The sequence below is a fragment of the Vibrio pectenicida genome (assembly GCA_024347015.1).
GTDB lineage: Bacteria > Pseudomonadota > Gammaproteobacteria > Enterobacterales > Vibrionaceae > Vibrio > Vibrio pectenicida.
Genome location: AP024889.1, coordinates 1,732,459 through 1,747,608, shown reverse-complemented (window position 1 = coordinate 1,747,608; position 15,150 = coordinate 1,732,459). Strand labels below are relative to the sequence as shown.

12 protein-coding genes are annotated in these 15,150 nt (G+C 40.1%); 1 reads left to right on the top strand and 11 read right to left on the bottom strand.

Translation table 11 applies throughout. The features are described 5' to 3' along the window. Positions 1 to 6 precede the first annotated feature (6 nt). The 9 genes from OCV27_RS08290 to OCV27_RS08250 all read right to left on the bottom strand — a co-directional run bounded on the left by OCV27_RS08290 (position 7) and on the right by OCV27_RS08250 (position 11,367). A complete protein-coding gene (locus tag OCV27_RS08290) occupies positions 7 to 1,203 on the bottom strand; it encodes a glycosyltransferase (RefSeq protein WP_125322974.1) in 1,197 nt (398 codons plus the stop codon). Beyond that, the gene (locus tag OCV27_RS08285) at positions 1,196 to 2,398 is read right to left on the bottom strand and encodes a glycosyltransferase (protein WP_125322973.1); all 1,203 of its coding nucleotides are present in this window, start codon (positions 2,396 to 2,398) and stop codon (positions 1,196 to 1,198) included. Before OCV27_RS08285 ends, OCV27_RS08290 begins: the two co-directional genes overlap by 8 nt. A 101-nt stretch (positions 2,399 to 2,499) precedes the next feature. Continuing rightward, on the bottom strand, positions 2,500 to 3,567 hold the full coding sequence (locus OCV27_RS08280) for a glycosyltransferase family 4 protein (RefSeq protein ID WP_125322972.1): 1,068 nt from the start codon (positions 3,565 to 3,567) through the stop codon (positions 2,500 to 2,502). Beyond that, a complete protein-coding gene (locus OCV27_RS08275) occupies positions 3,545 to 5,026 on the bottom strand; it encodes a sigma-54-dependent transcriptional regulator (RefSeq protein WP_125322971.1) in 1,482 nt (493 codons plus the stop codon). Before OCV27_RS08275 ends, OCV27_RS08280 begins: the two co-directional genes overlap by 23 nt. Before the next feature lie 21 nt (positions 5,027 to 5,047). Next, positions 5,048 to 7,348: a response regulator gene (locus OCV27_RS08270; protein ID WP_125322970.1), complete on the bottom strand. Its 2,301-nt coding sequence runs from the start codon at positions 7,346 to 7,348 to the stop codon at positions 5,048 to 5,050. A gap of 42 nt (positions 7,349 to 7,390) precedes the next feature. Then, positions 7,391 to 8,086 (bottom strand): CpsD/CapB family tyrosine-protein kinase, encoded by a 696-nt coding sequence (locus OCV27_RS08265; RefSeq protein ID WP_125322969.1) that lies wholly within the window; start codon positions 8,084 to 8,086, stop codon positions 7,391 to 7,393. Next, positions 8,086 to 10,182, bottom strand: coding sequence for an SLBB domain-containing protein (locus tag OCV27_RS08260; RefSeq protein WP_125322968.1), 2,097 nt, complete (start codon positions 10,180 to 10,182; stop codon positions 8,086 to 8,088). The genes OCV27_RS08265 and OCV27_RS08260 overlap by 1 nt, the downstream gene beginning before the upstream one ends. Beyond that, complete coding sequence (locus OCV27_RS08255; RefSeq protein WP_125322967.1) at positions 10,169 to 11,011, bottom strand: OmpA family protein; 843 nt, start codon at positions 11,009 to 11,011, stop codon at positions 10,169 to 10,171. The genes OCV27_RS08260 and OCV27_RS08255 overlap by 14 nt, the downstream gene beginning before the upstream one ends. A 41-nt stretch (positions 11,012 to 11,052) precedes the next feature. After that, positions 11,053 to 11,367 (bottom strand): STAS domain-containing protein, encoded by a 315-nt coding sequence (locus OCV27_RS08250; protein WP_125322966.1) that lies wholly within the window; start codon positions 11,365 to 11,367, stop codon positions 11,053 to 11,055. Positions 11,368 to 11,675: 308 nt separating this feature from the next. Between OCV27_RS08250 and OCV27_RS08245 the strand changes: the two genes are divergently transcribed. Next, positions 11,676 to 12,539 carry a DNA ligase gene (locus tag OCV27_RS08245; protein WP_337969040.1) on the top strand — a complete coding sequence of 288 codons (864 nt, stop codon included), beginning with the start codon at positions 11,676 to 11,678 and terminating at the stop codon, positions 12,537 to 12,539. Here OCV27_RS08245 and OCV27_RS08240 read toward each other — a convergent pair. Further along, positions 12,529 to 13,524: a DUF3080 domain-containing protein gene (locus OCV27_RS08240; protein ID WP_245986886.1), complete on the bottom strand. Its 996-nt coding sequence runs from the start codon at positions 13,522 to 13,524 to the stop codon at positions 12,529 to 12,531. The genes OCV27_RS08245 and OCV27_RS08240 overlap by 11 nt on opposite strands. Positions 13,525 to 13,602: 78 nt before the next feature. Then, the gene (locus tag OCV27_RS08235) at positions 13,603 to 14,973 is read right to left on the bottom strand and encodes an MATE family efflux transporter (RefSeq protein WP_125323387.1); all 1,371 of its coding nucleotides are present in this window, start codon (positions 14,971 to 14,973) and stop codon (positions 13,603 to 13,605) included. Positions 14,974 to 15,150 lie beyond the last annotated feature (177 nt).

Below are 15,150 nucleotides of genomic sequence, written 5' to 3'. Positions count from 1 at the left end.
TATTCCTTATTGCCCTAACGGGTTTGGCGCACGAGATACCTTTAGATATGGATTACTGTCCATTGTTTTTACAAAATCGAGATAGCGAATTTCCGCTTTATACTTTTGTGCTACATTCAAGCCATTTTCGACACAGCGCTGAAAGTTAGCTGTATCCTTAGCTGCGTAGAGTAATGCGTCACAAAGAGAGTTTGAGTCATTGGGTAAGTATTTGATACAATTTTTGTTGTGAATTAGACGCTTATCCCAGTATGAACCATCTTGGGGGATTACAACACACATGCCAGCCGCAAGAGCTTCAAGAATTGAAAGACCAAAAGGCTCATTATGGCTTGTTGAGACAAAAATGCTTGATTGACTGCGTATAAGATCCAGTTCCTGGGGATCTTGATACCAATTAACATGTTGAATTGAAATAGGTGCCGTACTTGTTGGTATGGATGTATCAACCGGCCGGATATAACAGATATTCGCTGCTATTGGCCTGAGCTTTGCGGCATGCTGTAAAGCTTCAACAAACACATCTAGCCCTTTCCACTTTAATAAAGATGCAGCCCAATAAAAAATTGGGACATCTGCTTGCGAGCGTGTCGGCCAGTTTTCTTCTGCAAGACCATTAACAAATTCATGGTAAGCAGAAGATATCAAATAGGACTCTACCAAGGCTTGGCAGTCCTGAATGCCAGTTTTGTGTTTTAAATATGTCTCTAAAGCTTTGGCCAAAGTTGGCCTACATGAAGGCAAATGAAATACTTTGTCGGCGACAGTAAGACAGTATCCAATTGAGCGTGAATTACCTACTGGGCCATGAACAAATTGGATAATTTCAATATCCTTAACCATTTTAACAAGATAAAGAGCCATATCCATACCAGGGCCAGATGCGCCTATGGCTCTTGTAATACTTCGATGCTTCATAAGAATAAATAACAGGTATAAGCAAGTATAAAGCTGGTTTAACCAATAGAGAACGCCATAATGTACTTTTGCCAAAGCTTTTGATAAGGGGAGGGTGACTACTTCAGTGGAATGAAATTGGCTTAGCTTACCTTCTTTCCAAAAATCAGGTTGAACTGTTGCAATGATAAAGTGATTACTATCTTTTTTACACAGTCTCAAAGCTTCAGTAGTGGCGAGCTTTGAACCACCTTTAAAGGTAATAGGATCAAATATCAAAGTCTTGTTTACACTTGATTTACCCATGCTCACCTCCAAGAAAAAAGCGCTTTGTTAAGTAGGTTTTTAAAGGTACGAAAGTGCGCCAAAAAGATACAGAAGTTTGATGGTCAACTAATAATTTCTTATATACTCCAACAATGTGTTGGCTTGATAAGTTGATATTAAAATTGTCAGTAATGTCTTTTTGAGCCTCGGTGGAAAGCTGTTGGCCAAATTTTTTGTGCTCGATGAGTACAGCCATCATTTTGGTTAGGGGAGCTGTCCCATGATTTGGGTAAAGTAGCCCAGTTGTGCCGTGATGGATAAACTCTGGTATGCCACCCTCGCGTGGAGCAACAACAGGTATACCAGCTATCGCGGCTTCAGCAATAACAAGCCCAAAAGCTTCACTTCTTGCTCCACTAGCAAATGCGTCGCAGCCCTTAAGCCAGCCAATAACGTTATTCTGCTCTCCAATGAAATGGACTTTGTTTTCAACATAGAGTGTTTTGGCCATACGTTCTAATTCACATCGCAATGGACCATCGCCAATGATGAGTAAATGTGTGTTTGAATGCTCCGTATTGAGGCTCTGTATAGCGATAATGAGTCGATCTATCCCTTTGCGATGGATGAGTGAACCGACCGTTGCATATATAAAACTGCTTTCATTCAAACTCAGAATACTTCTGACATTGACTTTGCTCTGATTGCATAGCTTCGATACATCGAGCCCATTGTGAATGATTGATAAACGTTCTTTAGGGTATCCTTCTAGGGTCAATTGCTGTCCTACGTAACGGCTTACCGCGATAGTATGCGGGGACAAATGTAGTCCTAACGTAAGGCGGTCACGGGCAGGATAGGGGCTATGTAATTGAGTGACCAGAGGAATGTTCATTATCCTTGCCGCTAAAACCATCCACTGACAAGGTGCGCCGCTATTGACATGAACAATGTCAATTTTATGTTGCTTGATTATCCGGCAAGCTTTGACAATTAAACGCAGCCAGCCGACAACATTGAATCTAGGCTTTAGCCAGCCCAAAAGTATAGGGAAAGAATCTTTTTGAGTACTGATACCATGCTCTTTTGCATAGCTGTGAAGCGATGGATTGTTTGTCCATAAATGTGCTTCAAACCCTTGTTTGGGAGAGTGATGGATTAGGTCAAGTAAACAGTGTTCGCTTCCCCTAATCCAGTCGTTTCCATAGTGAACAAACAGTATCTTTTTTTTCATTTTAGCCTCTCCTGATGTCTGCTAAGTAATAACAACGCAAATGAGATGCCAATAAAATAAATGTCTTATATCACTGTTAAATAAAGGGAATAAAAAGTTATCTATTCAGAGGATGGATTTTTATCAAATTGAGAATCAGATTGCACATCAGAACCAAAATAAATGTTCAGTATTTTGGGAATGACTGAAGAGGTCGAGAAACCCTGCTGGATAGTGTCAGTAGCTTCTTTTTGTATTACTTGCTTTTCATTCTCACTTAATTGAGTGACGTTTTGTAAAGTATCTACAAGTGATTTTAAATTATTCACGATAAAACCATTTTTGCCATTACTAATGAGTTTAGGCAGATCACCAACGTCATAAGCGATAACAATACAACCTTTTGCCATGGCTTCGAGGACTGCCATTGGCATACCTTCAAAGCGGGAACAAATTACAAGGACGAAGACTTTTTCCCAAACCTTGTCCATATCTGTTTGATGGCCATGTAAAGTTATGTTGTTAGGCACACTTTGGATGATCTCGGTTTCCATCGGGCCCGATCCATAGATATGAAAGTCTAGTTTTGAGCAACATTCAGCACACTGAATAAATCTATCCGGAGCTTTTTCATAACTCAAACGGCCAACAAAAGCGATTTGATTACCTTGATTGGGTCTAACTTGGCTATCATGGATAAAGTTGTTTATTTTGTGTGTTTTCGCTGGGATCCTTGAGCTTACTTGTTCACTGACAGAGAGGGAAACAGAAGAAAAAAATGCAGTGTAACGGTCAATTAAATCGTAAAGCTTAACTTTACCTTTAGGTACCTCACCTGCATGATATGTGGATACTTGAGTAATTCCCGTAAAAATACGTGCGCACTTAGCGAGTAAACTGGATTTGTACCCATGCGCGTGAATTATATCACCACCTCGGTGGTTAATGCGTTTAAGCAAAGTCAGCAGTGGGAAACTGTTTGTAGAAGAAAGATAGCTAAACTTTATTTTATTTCCTTCAAGTTTTTCGACTATTGGCGACAAAGCTGCGTAGCGTTTTACCAACAGTACTTCAACATCCACATTATGCTGCTTGAGGCCTTTAGCAAGCTCAATTACATAAGCATCGATACCACCAAAGGCCAGGCTATCAATGAGCAGCCAGACTTTACTCGGCATATTGTTGTTCATCTTCTGCGGTTTCCCAAGCCTGTTTTTTTCTATAGACAGTTGATGGGCTAAGCTCTAGTAATACTGCTGCATTGAGTACATTACCATCACAATAGTCAATGGCTTGCTGAATAGTTTCACGTTCAACGATCCACATGGGACGTATGGTAATGTTTGTTGCTTGAGACTTAGATATATCCTCACTTGCTAAAGGCGTAGGTTCAGATTGTGCAGCCGCGATGTCCTGCATAACTGAATGAGAATGTTGTGAGGGTATAGATTGGAGCGGCTTTGATTTGGGCGCTTTAGGGCCGCGTGAAATTTGCTCGGGAAGGTGTTCTATCGATAACTTTGCATCATTGTTGAGCACGACAATATTTCTTATTACGTTTTGTAATTGACGAACATTACCAGGCCATGAATAGCGTTTGAGTAATGACTCAGCATCTCTGTTGATACCATTGAATTTTTTACTATCTTCTTTAGCAAATACTTTCAGAAAATGGGTCGCTAGGGTTGTGATATCGTTACCACGCTCTTTTAGAGGTGGCATTTCTATGGGAACAACGTGCACTCGATAATATAAGTCTTCTCTGAATCGTCCTTCCTCAACCTCAAGTAAAGGGTCACGATTAGTTGCGCAGATAATTCTTACATCAACCTTTAGCTCTCTTGAACCACCTAGAGGAGTGAAAGTGCCAGTTTGCAGGAAGCGCAGAAGCTTTTTCTGCATATCGAGTTCCATCTCACAAAGTTCATCTAAGAAAAGAGTCCCGCCGTTTGCAAGGGATGCTGCGCCTTTTCTGTCAGCTGTTGCACCTGTAAATGCTCCTTTGAGGTGACCAAATATTTCACTCTCCATGAGATCTTTCGGTATTGCACCGCAGTTGATGGCGACAAAAGGCTTATCTTTGCGCTTACTTTCTTGGTGAACGGCCTCTGCACAAACTTCCTTACCTGTGCCGCTCTCGCCAATAATAAATACACTTGCATTAGTTGGAGCGACTGAATCAATGATCTTATACACACCTTGCATTGGTAGACAAGAGCCAATAAAACCATGAAAGCGATTTCTGTCAAATTTAGCCTCAATATCTTCGACTAAGTTTTCAAGCTTAACTTGTTGTAGGTGTAAGTTTATTGAGGTTTTTAATCGGTCTGCCTGAATCGGCTTTTCTAGAAAGTCTTTTGCGCCTTTTTGCAGCAAGTTAACAGCAATATCGACTGAACCATGAGCTGTTGCTACAACTACTGAAGTGGGTACTTGGTTCTCGTTGACCCAGTCTAGAATATCTTCGCCATTCATATCGGGTAACTTGAGATCTAATATAACAAGCTGCGGCACATTTCTTTCGATAAAAGTAATGGCGTCTCGCCCAGTTTCGACATGAAAGAGATCGAATGACTCGTCTTTCACATATTGCTTATACAAAATAGCCAGAGATGTAGAGTCTTCAATTAGTAATACTTTTGCTCTCATTTGACGTTATCCTTTTTATATCTAGCCAGCAGGTTCTATAAAGCCCTGTGTTTTTCTATATGCTAATGCAGAGAGAGAGTTATCAGCCAGCTCCTTCAAATCATCACGTAGTTTATAGGCTTGTTCTTCCTGATTTTCTATGCATAAGTGTTCGATTTTCCGAGCAAGATTAGACAATACTCTATTACCAAGAGCTAGTGCTGAACTACCTAGTGTATGAGTTTCGAATTCAAGTGTATCCTTATCATGATCGTCCATCGCTTGATAGATTTTTTGTAAGCGTTGTTGAGATTCATCAAGGTAATGATCAATGAGCATGGGTAACACGTCGACACTTGTGTCTTCTATCATTTGTCCTAAGACAGTTTCATCAACCAATTCTAAATTCACCTGTGTATCCTGAATATCCATTTCTGCATCATTATTGTCTGGGTTAACTTGTGATTCAAGTGAAGAATCTATACGTTTGCTAGGGCACTCACGTGAGTCATCACTTAAGAATAGATTAATTTTTTCAATTAGTTGAGATAATCGAACAGGTTTTGCTAAATAGTCATCCATGCCAGCACTTAAGAACATTTCTTTATCGCCTGTTAATGAGTGAGCGGTGAGTGCGATAACAGGAATTTGGTTAATTGCTGGGTCTATGTTTGAGCGAATTTGTTTACAGGTTTGTATTCCATCAAGCTCTGGCATAGAAATATCCATAAAAATTAAATCATAGTGATATAGCTCAATCATTTCTAAAGCACGCTGCCCATTTTCAGCAATATCGACGTTTAAATTCAGCCTATTAAACATCTCTTGGATAACGAGCTGATTTGCTTTGTTATCCTCTGCTACCAGTATACTAACGTCTGATACTTTTAGTTCAGAGTTATTGTATGGTTTAAGAGGTACGCCTATGTATTTGTCTGCAAGTTCTAAACTGATCGAAAATGAGAAGGTACTGCCTATAGATGGGGTGCTTTCTACCTTAATATGTCCATCCATCAGCTTACATAGACGTTTGCAGATTGCCAGACCGAGCCCCGAACCTTCATGGCTGCGTGAGTATGTTTGGTCGGCCATGGTAAACTCTTCAAATAGGTAATCCATAGCGTTGCGATTAATTCCTATTCCAGTATCGATGACTTTACAGGTGATCTCAGATTTCCCGACATTTAAAGACTTAGCCTCGATTTGTAAGGCTACACTGCCATCTTTGGTAAATTTTATGGCATTACCAATTAGGTTATGTAGAACCTGTTTCACACGGTTTTCATCCCCGTAAACATCAGATGGCACGGAACCGTCAATAGTGCAACTTAAGTCTAACGATCGTGCTCTAGCGGTTGGCAAGAAAACTTCTACAATACTTTCAACACAACGACGGAATTGGAAAGGTTTGTGTTCCAGTCTTAATGTATTTGATTCCATTCTCGTAAAGTCTAAAATATCGTTAATAACACTGAGTAAAAACCGTCCAGATTCTGTTGCTGTATTGACTAACTTTTTTTGTTCAGGTGAGAGTTTTGATTCCTCAAGAATATCTAAAATACCCAGTACACCATTCATTGGTGTACGAATTTCATGTGACATTGAAGCCAAAAAGCGGCTCTTAGAATCATTGGCCTCATCTGCTTCACATCTTGCAGTTTTTAGATCTTTATAACTTTTCTCAAGTTTTTTAGACATATCATCGAATGCCCGAGCAACATCACCAAGCTCATCTTTTGAATTATCATTGATTTGAAAACCCGGGCCTTTTTCACTTACCGTATTTGCTGCTTGTATCAACTTGACTAAGCTTTTTGTTAGGTAGGTTCCTAAGAAAAAAGAAAATATGGAGACTAATAACACTTCTATAGAGGCAATACCTATGATTGAATGCTGGGCATTGGTAAGCATAGAGTTGATCTCTGAGACTTCGAATCCGATGTCTATCGTTCCATAATAAACTCCTGCGTTTTTTACTTCTCTACGAGTATCAAAAATACCGTCATTAACTGAACCTAAGGTAAAGTCTTCATTCATTGATCGATCGAGTAATGCCTTGTCGCCAGCACAGGAAAGCTCCTTATCGCCATGCATGACTTTTATATAAGAAATGTCTTCGACAGTCATAAACTCTTTTACTAAATTATCTAAGGTTGAAATATCCGTTGATATCATTGCATCCTTTGCTGCGAGAGCGAACATTTCAGCGGTAGAATGTGCTCGTTGCAGCAACTGCTTTTCATTCGATGCGGATAAAAAGCTCATGGCGCTATATGTCAGAGCAATAAGCATGACAGCTTCAATGAAAGCAATACCTAATATGGTTTTTACTCTAAAAGACATATAATAGCCTCCTAAGGGCAATCTAGTACCTACCTCATTTCTTTAAGCAGAATGAGCGAGGAATTCATTAGTGATCAGCCATCTACACCATTTTTCACGCCACGATTTTGGTAAAAATTTTAGTCGATTTAACTCTCTGGCCATCTCTTGACCGAGTGTTGCTTGATTTTTGAGATTTAGTACTGAGCCTAAAAAGGAAATTTTGGGGTTATCTAACATTTCTTGAGATTTCTCAATTTGTCCCGTTGAAGTTTTTCCACCCATAACAACTAAAACCGTTTGGTCACAGGCACTTGCTACAACCTGAGCTGGGATGTTGCCACGATTAATATGCAGTAATGGAGAAGTATCACAAATGACGCGATCATAATGTTGCAGCCACTGGTCAACAGTAGAACTGAGTACAGCAGGATCTTTGTACGCTAGTAAGGTTGATGTGGTTTTTGGTACAGGCATACCAGTGAATAATTGATGCGATGACTTGTGTTCTAATAGTACACCAACGTCACCTTCCAAATCGTTGTCATTAAGTACTGGTTCAAAGGCGGGGTGGAATAAGTTAAGGTCAACTAATAATGTTTTATGTCCACCCAACAAGTACCTTTCAGCAATAGCAGACGCAACAGATGTTACGCCGTCACCTGAATTGCAGCCTGTTATGCAAAGTGAGCGAGCTTCACTAAACTCTGCAGCTAAGTATATTTGTTCTACTTCAGTCAACGTTGCAGGAATAGTCATCACAGAGCTCCTATTACAACAATGGTTGTGGTAAGGCGTAAAATGTCCTCTAATCCAACGCGCAGTCTTTCTAATAGACCTTCGCTGCGGTCAGGAATATAGATAGTATCTCCAGCTCTAAGAACAGGCAGCGTATAGACATTGGCTGTTTTACTAAAATCAATCAAATCAAAAGTTCGTGCTTGACCTTGGCAACATGACATATTGACGATTGAAATTTTCTCGAGATAGGCCCGTTCTGAAGGACCTCCAGCTTCAGCAAGGATGTCTAGAATAGTCATGTTGTCATCGAATACGTACCGGCCAGGACTATTAATTGCTCCAAGTATACGTACTGTTGATTCTTTACTTCTATCCAACCAAATCTTGTCTTTTTCGGGGATATAAATGGTATCACCCATGGTAACATTTGGTAGTAAGCTTTCATCGCCAGTTTCAAAATAAAGTGACAAGTTCAACTTGCTGACTTTTGAATAGGTTTTATCACGGTGAGTGATTTTTATGTTGTGAATATCAGCATCTTTGGTTGGGCCGTCTGCCGCAGATAAAATATCTAAGAAATGCATTTCTTTAGTGAAACGATAACGCCCTGGAGAGTTGACTTGGCCGAAGACATAAATCGAGGCGTCCGAGCTTTGGCGTACCCATTGGGACTTGTTATCACTGGGATCTTGAGGGAGGTCGTGAATACGGATAATGGTCCCTGCTTTGATCACTGGAAGATCGGCCGAAGGAGCGCCATTTATAATGAATTCGTCGAGGTTAAAAGTATGCATTTGTCCATCGGGCTCGACTACTTCAATTTTTGAAGTGTCTGCTCTTAGCGTTGGTCCCCCAACATGTGCCAATAAGTGAATCATGTCCATCTCATCAGACCATTCTATACGCCCAGGCCTTACCACTTCTCCAATGACACTTACTGCTCTGTCAGGAGAGATTTTAAGCCATGACTTTTCATTCATGTCTGTTTTCTCAGGAACAAAGATTGCATCACCAGCAATAATTTCTGGAGGAGGAAGCGCAGTATTTAGTCCCTCAGTATATGCAGTCAAGTCAAACTTAACGACTTTGCCATCAGCTTTAATAATACGAATTTGACGAGATTCAGCATATCGTGTTGGACCACCTGCATTGGCAAGAATGTCCATAAATGAAGCGCCTTTTTTCCCTTCGTAAGCACCGGGTTGATCTACTTCCCCCATTATGTAAATAACATTAGAGCCAGCCCGAATTTCTTCTTCTTGTTTAGGGACAAAAATAGTAGTGCCAGGTTGAAGCTTGGGTAGCAGTGAAATATCGCCACTATCAAGATACTCTTTAAGATTGAAAATCTGAGGTTTGTTATTGCTGATCACACGGATTTGCTCAACCGATGCATAGCGGGTAACGCCACCTGCTCGCATTAGGATATCTACTAAGTCAGAGTTCTCTTTAAAACTAAAAGAGCCTGGGGCATTGACTTCACCAAAGACTTTGACAGCAGTACGACCATCAGCACTGTCACCTGAGTTTGCAAGTTTGCTGGCATCAAATTGCTGCTCTATGTTACCGACCAAAGGAGATGCAGGTACGAATATAGTATCGAGTGATTTGAGTTGTGGTAACAAATCTTCATCGCCTGTATCGAGAAAGCTTTTGTAATTGAATGGTAATTTTTCCTTACCACGTTTGAGCAGAAAATTGTTCAGTTGAGCACCAGAGCGTAAACCACCAGCGGCGTGTATGGCCATTTGCACGTCTGAAGTTTTAGATAGAGTGTATTCACCAGGTGAGTTCACGTAGCCTTGAATTGATATGAGAATTTGTTGTTCGGCGATATAAACCGATGCAGTTGAAAGATCTCGGTATACTTTGCTTAGTGTTTCTATGACGGTTTTTTCGAGCTGCTCCTCGGTGTAACCTGCCACATACAGTGCGCCAACTTCTGGCAGATTAATACGGCCTCTTTTGTCTACTTGGAATCCTTTGTTAAGTGTTTCTTCTCCTGGTAGGTTCACCTGAACCATATCACCCACTTGTACACGTTCTTGTTCAGAATATGCTGGGGCAGTAAGGCTAAAAAGCAATATAATGAGTATGAATCTATTCCATATCATAGTAGCCTCCATTCAACTTTTTCTCGGCAAGGTCTTTTGTTTCAATGATCTCAATACTAACTCTTCGGTTAGTGAGTTTGACTCCTTCAGAATTGCCTTCAAAAAGTGGCAGGCTTTCCCCTAAGGATTTTGCCTCTACTCGGTTTGGCTCCAAGCCGAATATCGTCAAATAGCGCTTAACCTGTTTTGCTCTAGCCATTGCGAGTTTTCTATTACTTAGTTCATTACCGACTGCGTCGGCGTGTCCTGTAACTATGAGGTTAAGAGTTTTATGTTCGCGTAAGATATTGGCTGCTTGAGCCAAATGCCCCATGTACTTTGGATTAACTTCACTTGATTTAAAGGCAAACTGGTTGTCTATATTTAAAAGGTTGTAAAGTTTATCTATGATAGCCAGTTGCTGCTGAAAACTGAATTGATCATGTGGAGGCACACATTTGGCTTGAGAAGTTACGTAGTCGAGCTGCCTTTCAAGTTCGTCTAGCCGCTTTCTTTGGATCACAATGTCATTAGCAGCATCGAGTAGCAAACCGCCTTCTAATTCACGAGCAATCCTATTTTGTTTCTCGATTGCCTGTACAACCGCTGCGGGAAAGCACCAACGAGCCCCTTCTCTGATCAGCGAGTCTAAGTGGAGTTTTGCGAGTTGCCAATCGAAGCGAAGTCCGTGTTCAGGACCAAGAGGTTCATCAGGCATGACGGGAGTAAAGCTTGACTGAATATACTGTTCAGCTAATCCTCCGCGACTTTCTTCAGGGTAGCTGCTGCAACCCACACACAGTAATGCTGTGGGTACAACTAGTGCTATGTGTTTAAAAAAGTTAACCATGCCAACGTCCTTTGTTAGTGTGCGAACTACCGCTTATAGATTTAATGAGTGCGGGAGTTCACAGGGATAGCCTTATCTATTCTTAAAAGATTAATGATTTCAAGTGGCTGTCCAGTTACATTTTCTATACGCATTTGACGTTCACGTTCTACCAAACGCTTATAGAGATAAACTAAAGCACCAACCCCAGAAGAATCTAAGAAACCGACATTGCGAAAATCAATCTCAACCTCTAAATGTTGATCTGCAATGATTTCATCAATGTGTTTTTGAGCATAGCGACTTCCGTCGGCATCAAGGTTTCCGTTAATTTCAAGAGTTAGCATTTCAGTAGTTTCAATTTTGCGTAATTCCATGGTCGTATCTCCTAACGTAGTTTAATTGTTTAGAGCAGTTTACGTGCCAAGAAATAAACGCTTAATTTTCAATATTATAATAAGAATTTAGGTGTAATTCTCACATTGACAACTGGATTTTCTCAATATGAGAGGCACTACGACGATTTAACCTTGTTATGTGAAAGTGAGTAAGTAAAAGTCAATTAATTGATAGTTTTGTTATATTTTAATGTTTTGGAAGGTATTCAAATCATAGACCTTTGAGATTGAATTTTGTGTCATTTAACCAACAATCAAGTTTGTTAAAATAATAGTGGATGAAACATATGCATATCAAACTGAGTTGTTTAGCTATCGTATTTTTATCAGTGTTTCCTTGTCGGGCTGAACTGACAGATAAAACAAGTAGACAATTTCCATTAATGTTGGCAGGCATGTACGATCACAATATTGATGTGAGTTTATATTGGAAAAGTGAAAAACTTGATGGGATTCGAGCGATATGGGACGGAAACAAGCTCATGACTCGAAGTGGCCGAAAAATATATGCACCAGTTTGGTTTATAAAAAAGTTACCTAATTATCCTTTGGAAGGCGAGCTATGGGCTGGTAGAGGTAATTTTCATCTAGTGCAAACCACTGTGCTAGATAAAACGCCGATAGAAGCATCTTGGTCGAAAATACACTTTATGTTGTTTGATATGCCATTGGCACCTGGTAGCTACCCCCAACGTTACGCACACATTGTTCAGTTGGTTGATTCACTCCAAGTTGAGCATATTAAATTTATTGAGCATACGTCTATCTCTTCTGAACAAGAACTCACTTCATACTTTGACCAAATTGATAAATCTAAAGGCGAAGGTGTGATGTTGAGGAAGCTTTACGGTGACTACCACCATGGGAGAGGAGAGCAATTACTTAAAATGAAGAAGCACCATGATGCTGAGGCTAAAGTTGTGGGTTACAAAGCTGGTAAAGGGCAACTAGAGGGCATGGTAGGATCTTTATTAGTTCAGACAGAGTCTGGCAGTCAATTCTATATAGGAAGTGGGTTGACTGAGCAACTCAGGAAGAGACCACCACAACTCGGTAGTACGATTACTTTTAGGTATAATGGCTATACGCATACTGGTATTCCTAAATTTGCCCGATTTTTACGAGAAAAGGTAGACCATGTTATTGAATAGGGCTTGTTCCACAGCGTTTAAAGAGATCTTGCCAATATTTTACGTGATCTAGGATGGCTTTTCTAAACACTCGGTGATATTCCCTTATTGGGTAGTGGTATTTAGGGTGGCCTGTATTGGTGAAGTCTAAATAGGGGTTTAAGTCATTATAGACACTATCTACTTTGGCCATATAAGGTTGTATTTTCCCGATGAAAAACTCGTTAAATACATTGCGTAGATAATTAAATTGAGTTCTGTCCCTATTGCTTTTGCACAATATGACATCGTCGTGCTCTCTAAGCTGTTTCGTTACTATTTGCAACTTTAAACTAGTATTAAGCATTGTATAGCTGAGCATACCTAATATAGGTTGTTTATCTAACACTTCTTGGTAGGGTGTCAGCGGAGATAAAACTACTAAGGATTTTTGGTTATTGCTAACAGAAAACGCACTATCGATTTGTTTGATCGCCTCTAGAATAATAGAACTTTCTTTTGGACCTTGAATAGACAGCTCATGAGATGACTGTAGCTGCCTTCTCATCGCATCACTGCTAAAGAGAAGGTTTGAGAAATGATTAGGCAGTTGTGAAAGTTTCTCTGCTTGGATCTCAATGAGTTGAGATCTTAATGATTCAGACAGGTTTGGGCTTTGTATACAACCATTAAGACCATAATTGAGCTTGATTTGGTAATCATAGTTACGAAATTGGTCCTGAACTTTTCCTAATATAGAGTTGCGTTCAGCAATAAGGGAAAACAGGCCACATTTTCTCAATTCATAGCTATCAATCAGGCTAATGCTTACTCTGGGAATATCTATAAAAAGCGCCTGTTTACTGGGTAAAGTGATACTTTGGTCATCGGGTAGAACAAAAGTTGAACGTTCTTGTACATTGGCAATTCGAGATAAATATGTTTGTAGAGTTTGCTCAATGTGATTTCTATTGAAATTACAAGATGTGAGCATAGTTATAGAAAGACAAATTAGCTGAATTCGCATAATTTTAAAATTAACTCAACTTTCCAACGGCTTAATGATAGATCTTAGCAAAATTTAATAAAGTTGAATTTAGTTCTGCTATTTATTCGCAAAATTTAGTTGAGTTTTGTCCGGTTGTTTATGCATCCATTGAAGGCGAATCCCAAGCATTAATGCCGCCGAGGATAGCCCAATGATAAAGCCAATCCAAAACCCCTTGGCTCCCATTGGTTCACAAAGCCAATCTGTCATCGCCAGAACATAGCCTATTGGTAGCCCTAATACCCAATAGGCTATAAAGGTACGGTTGAAGATCGCCGCCATATCTTTGTATCCGCGCAATGCACCTGCGGCGACCACTTGGATGGCATCTGTTACTTGATATAAAGCAGCAAATAATAGCAGTTGCTTCGCAATGCTTATAACAGCACGGTTGTCTGTATAAAGTAGAGCGATGAATTCTCTAAATGATACTGTAAATAGAGCTGTTACTAGAGCTAAAGCAACAGATATGCCGATAGCAACATGTGAGGCAATAGTGGCTCCTCGAACATTACCTTCGCCCAAACTATGGCCAATGCGGATACTAGTGGCAACACCGATACTCATTGGGAGCATAAAAATCAATGAAGAAAAATTCATGGTTACTTGATGAGCAGCAACTATCAGTGAACCAAGTGGAGCAATGAGTATTGAGACAACGGCAAATAAAGTGACTTCAAAAAAGAGTGCAGCAGCAACAGGGAAACCTAGCTTGAATAATCGTACTAGTGAATGAAGGTGAGGGCGATGAAAATGTCCAAACAAGTTAATATTAGCCACTCTTTTAGAGGTGACAACGTAAATCAGGAGTAAAATGAACATTAGCCAATATACAATTGCCGTTGCAACACCACAACCGACTCCCCCAAGAGCAGGCGCACCAAATTTGCCATATACAAATATCCAATTAAGCAGGATGTTGAATACTAACCCAATAAAGCCAATGACCATGGCGGGTTGTGTTAAGGACATACCATCGGTGAAACTGCGTAAAGTTTGGAAAAGTAAGAAGGCTGGAACAGCGTAAACAACAGCATACATGTAACCTGCTGTTTTATCGGCCATTAATGTCTCTACATTCATCCATTCCATTATTGTCGGTGTTTGCAGTAAGATAGCAATGATTGGAATAGAAATTAGCAAGGCCATTGCAGCACCTTGTTGAACTTCAAACGGAATTTTTACTTGTCTACCAGATCCGTTGAGTTGGGCAACGACTGGAATTAGGACCATCAGTAACCCGACTCCAAATAATATAGAAGGCAACCAAATACTGGATGCAATCGATACAGCCGCCATATCAATTGCACTTACACCACCTGCCATTACAGTATCAACAAAACCCATTCCCGTTTGCGCTACAGATGCAATTAATACAGGTGTTGAGAGTTTGACTAGCTTGATTACTTCTTGTCTGTAGAGGTGCACTTTAACTCCAAAAGTATTGGTCACGTGGTTTGTGCTAAGCCAGATAAAGAAATCAGCGGTAGAGATGATACTGATGAAATGTGTATGGCTGGGCAGTCATAAGGTTGTAATCTTGGATAATAATTAATTGTGATGCAATCTACCACTAAAACATGGTGGTTAATTAATGTTTTCAGT

What these genes read in the sequence shown, in the direction of transcription:
- OCV27_RS08290 (WP_125322974.1), bottom strand. Translation starts at nt 1,203, where the DNA reads ATGGGTAAATCAAGTGTAAACAAGACTTTGATATTTGATCCTATTACC.
- OCV27_RS08285 (WP_125322973.1), bottom strand. Translation starts at nt 2,398, where the DNA reads ATGAAAAAAAAGATACTGTTTGTTCACTATGGAAACGACTGGATTAGG.
- OCV27_RS08280 (WP_125322972.1), bottom strand. Translation starts at nt 3,567, where the DNA reads ATGAACAACAATATGCCGAGTAAAGTCTGGCTGCTCATTGATAGCCTG.
- OCV27_RS08275 (WP_125322971.1), bottom strand. Translation starts at nt 5,026, where the DNA reads ATGAGAGCAAAAGTATTACTAATTGAAGACTCTACATCTCTGGCTATT.
- OCV27_RS08270 (WP_125322970.1), bottom strand. Translation starts at nt 7,348, where the DNA reads ATGTCTTTTAGAGTAAAAACCATATTAGGTATTGCTTTCATTGAAGCT.
- OCV27_RS08265 (WP_125322969.1), bottom strand. Translation starts at nt 8,086, where the DNA reads ATGACTATTCCTGCAACGTTGACTGAAGTAGAACAAATATACTTAGCT.
- OCV27_RS08260 (WP_125322968.1), bottom strand. Translation starts at nt 10,182, where the DNA reads ATGATATGGAATAGATTCATACTCATTATATTGCTTTTTAGCCTTACT.
- OCV27_RS08255 (WP_125322967.1), bottom strand. Translation starts at nt 11,011, where the DNA reads ATGGTTAACTTTTTTAAACACATAGCACTAGTTGTACCCACAGCATTA.
- OCV27_RS08250 (WP_125322966.1), bottom strand. Translation starts at nt 11,367, where the DNA reads ATGGAATTACGCAAAATTGAAACTACTGAAATGCTAACTCTTGAAATT.
- OCV27_RS08245 (WP_337969040.1), top strand. Translation starts at nt 11,676, where the DNA reads ATGCATATCAAACTGAGTTGTTTAGCTATCGTATTTTTATCAGTGTTT.
- OCV27_RS08240 (WP_245986886.1), bottom strand. Translation starts at nt 13,524, where the DNA reads ATGCGAATTCAGCTAATTTGTCTTTCTATAACTATGCTCACATCTTGT.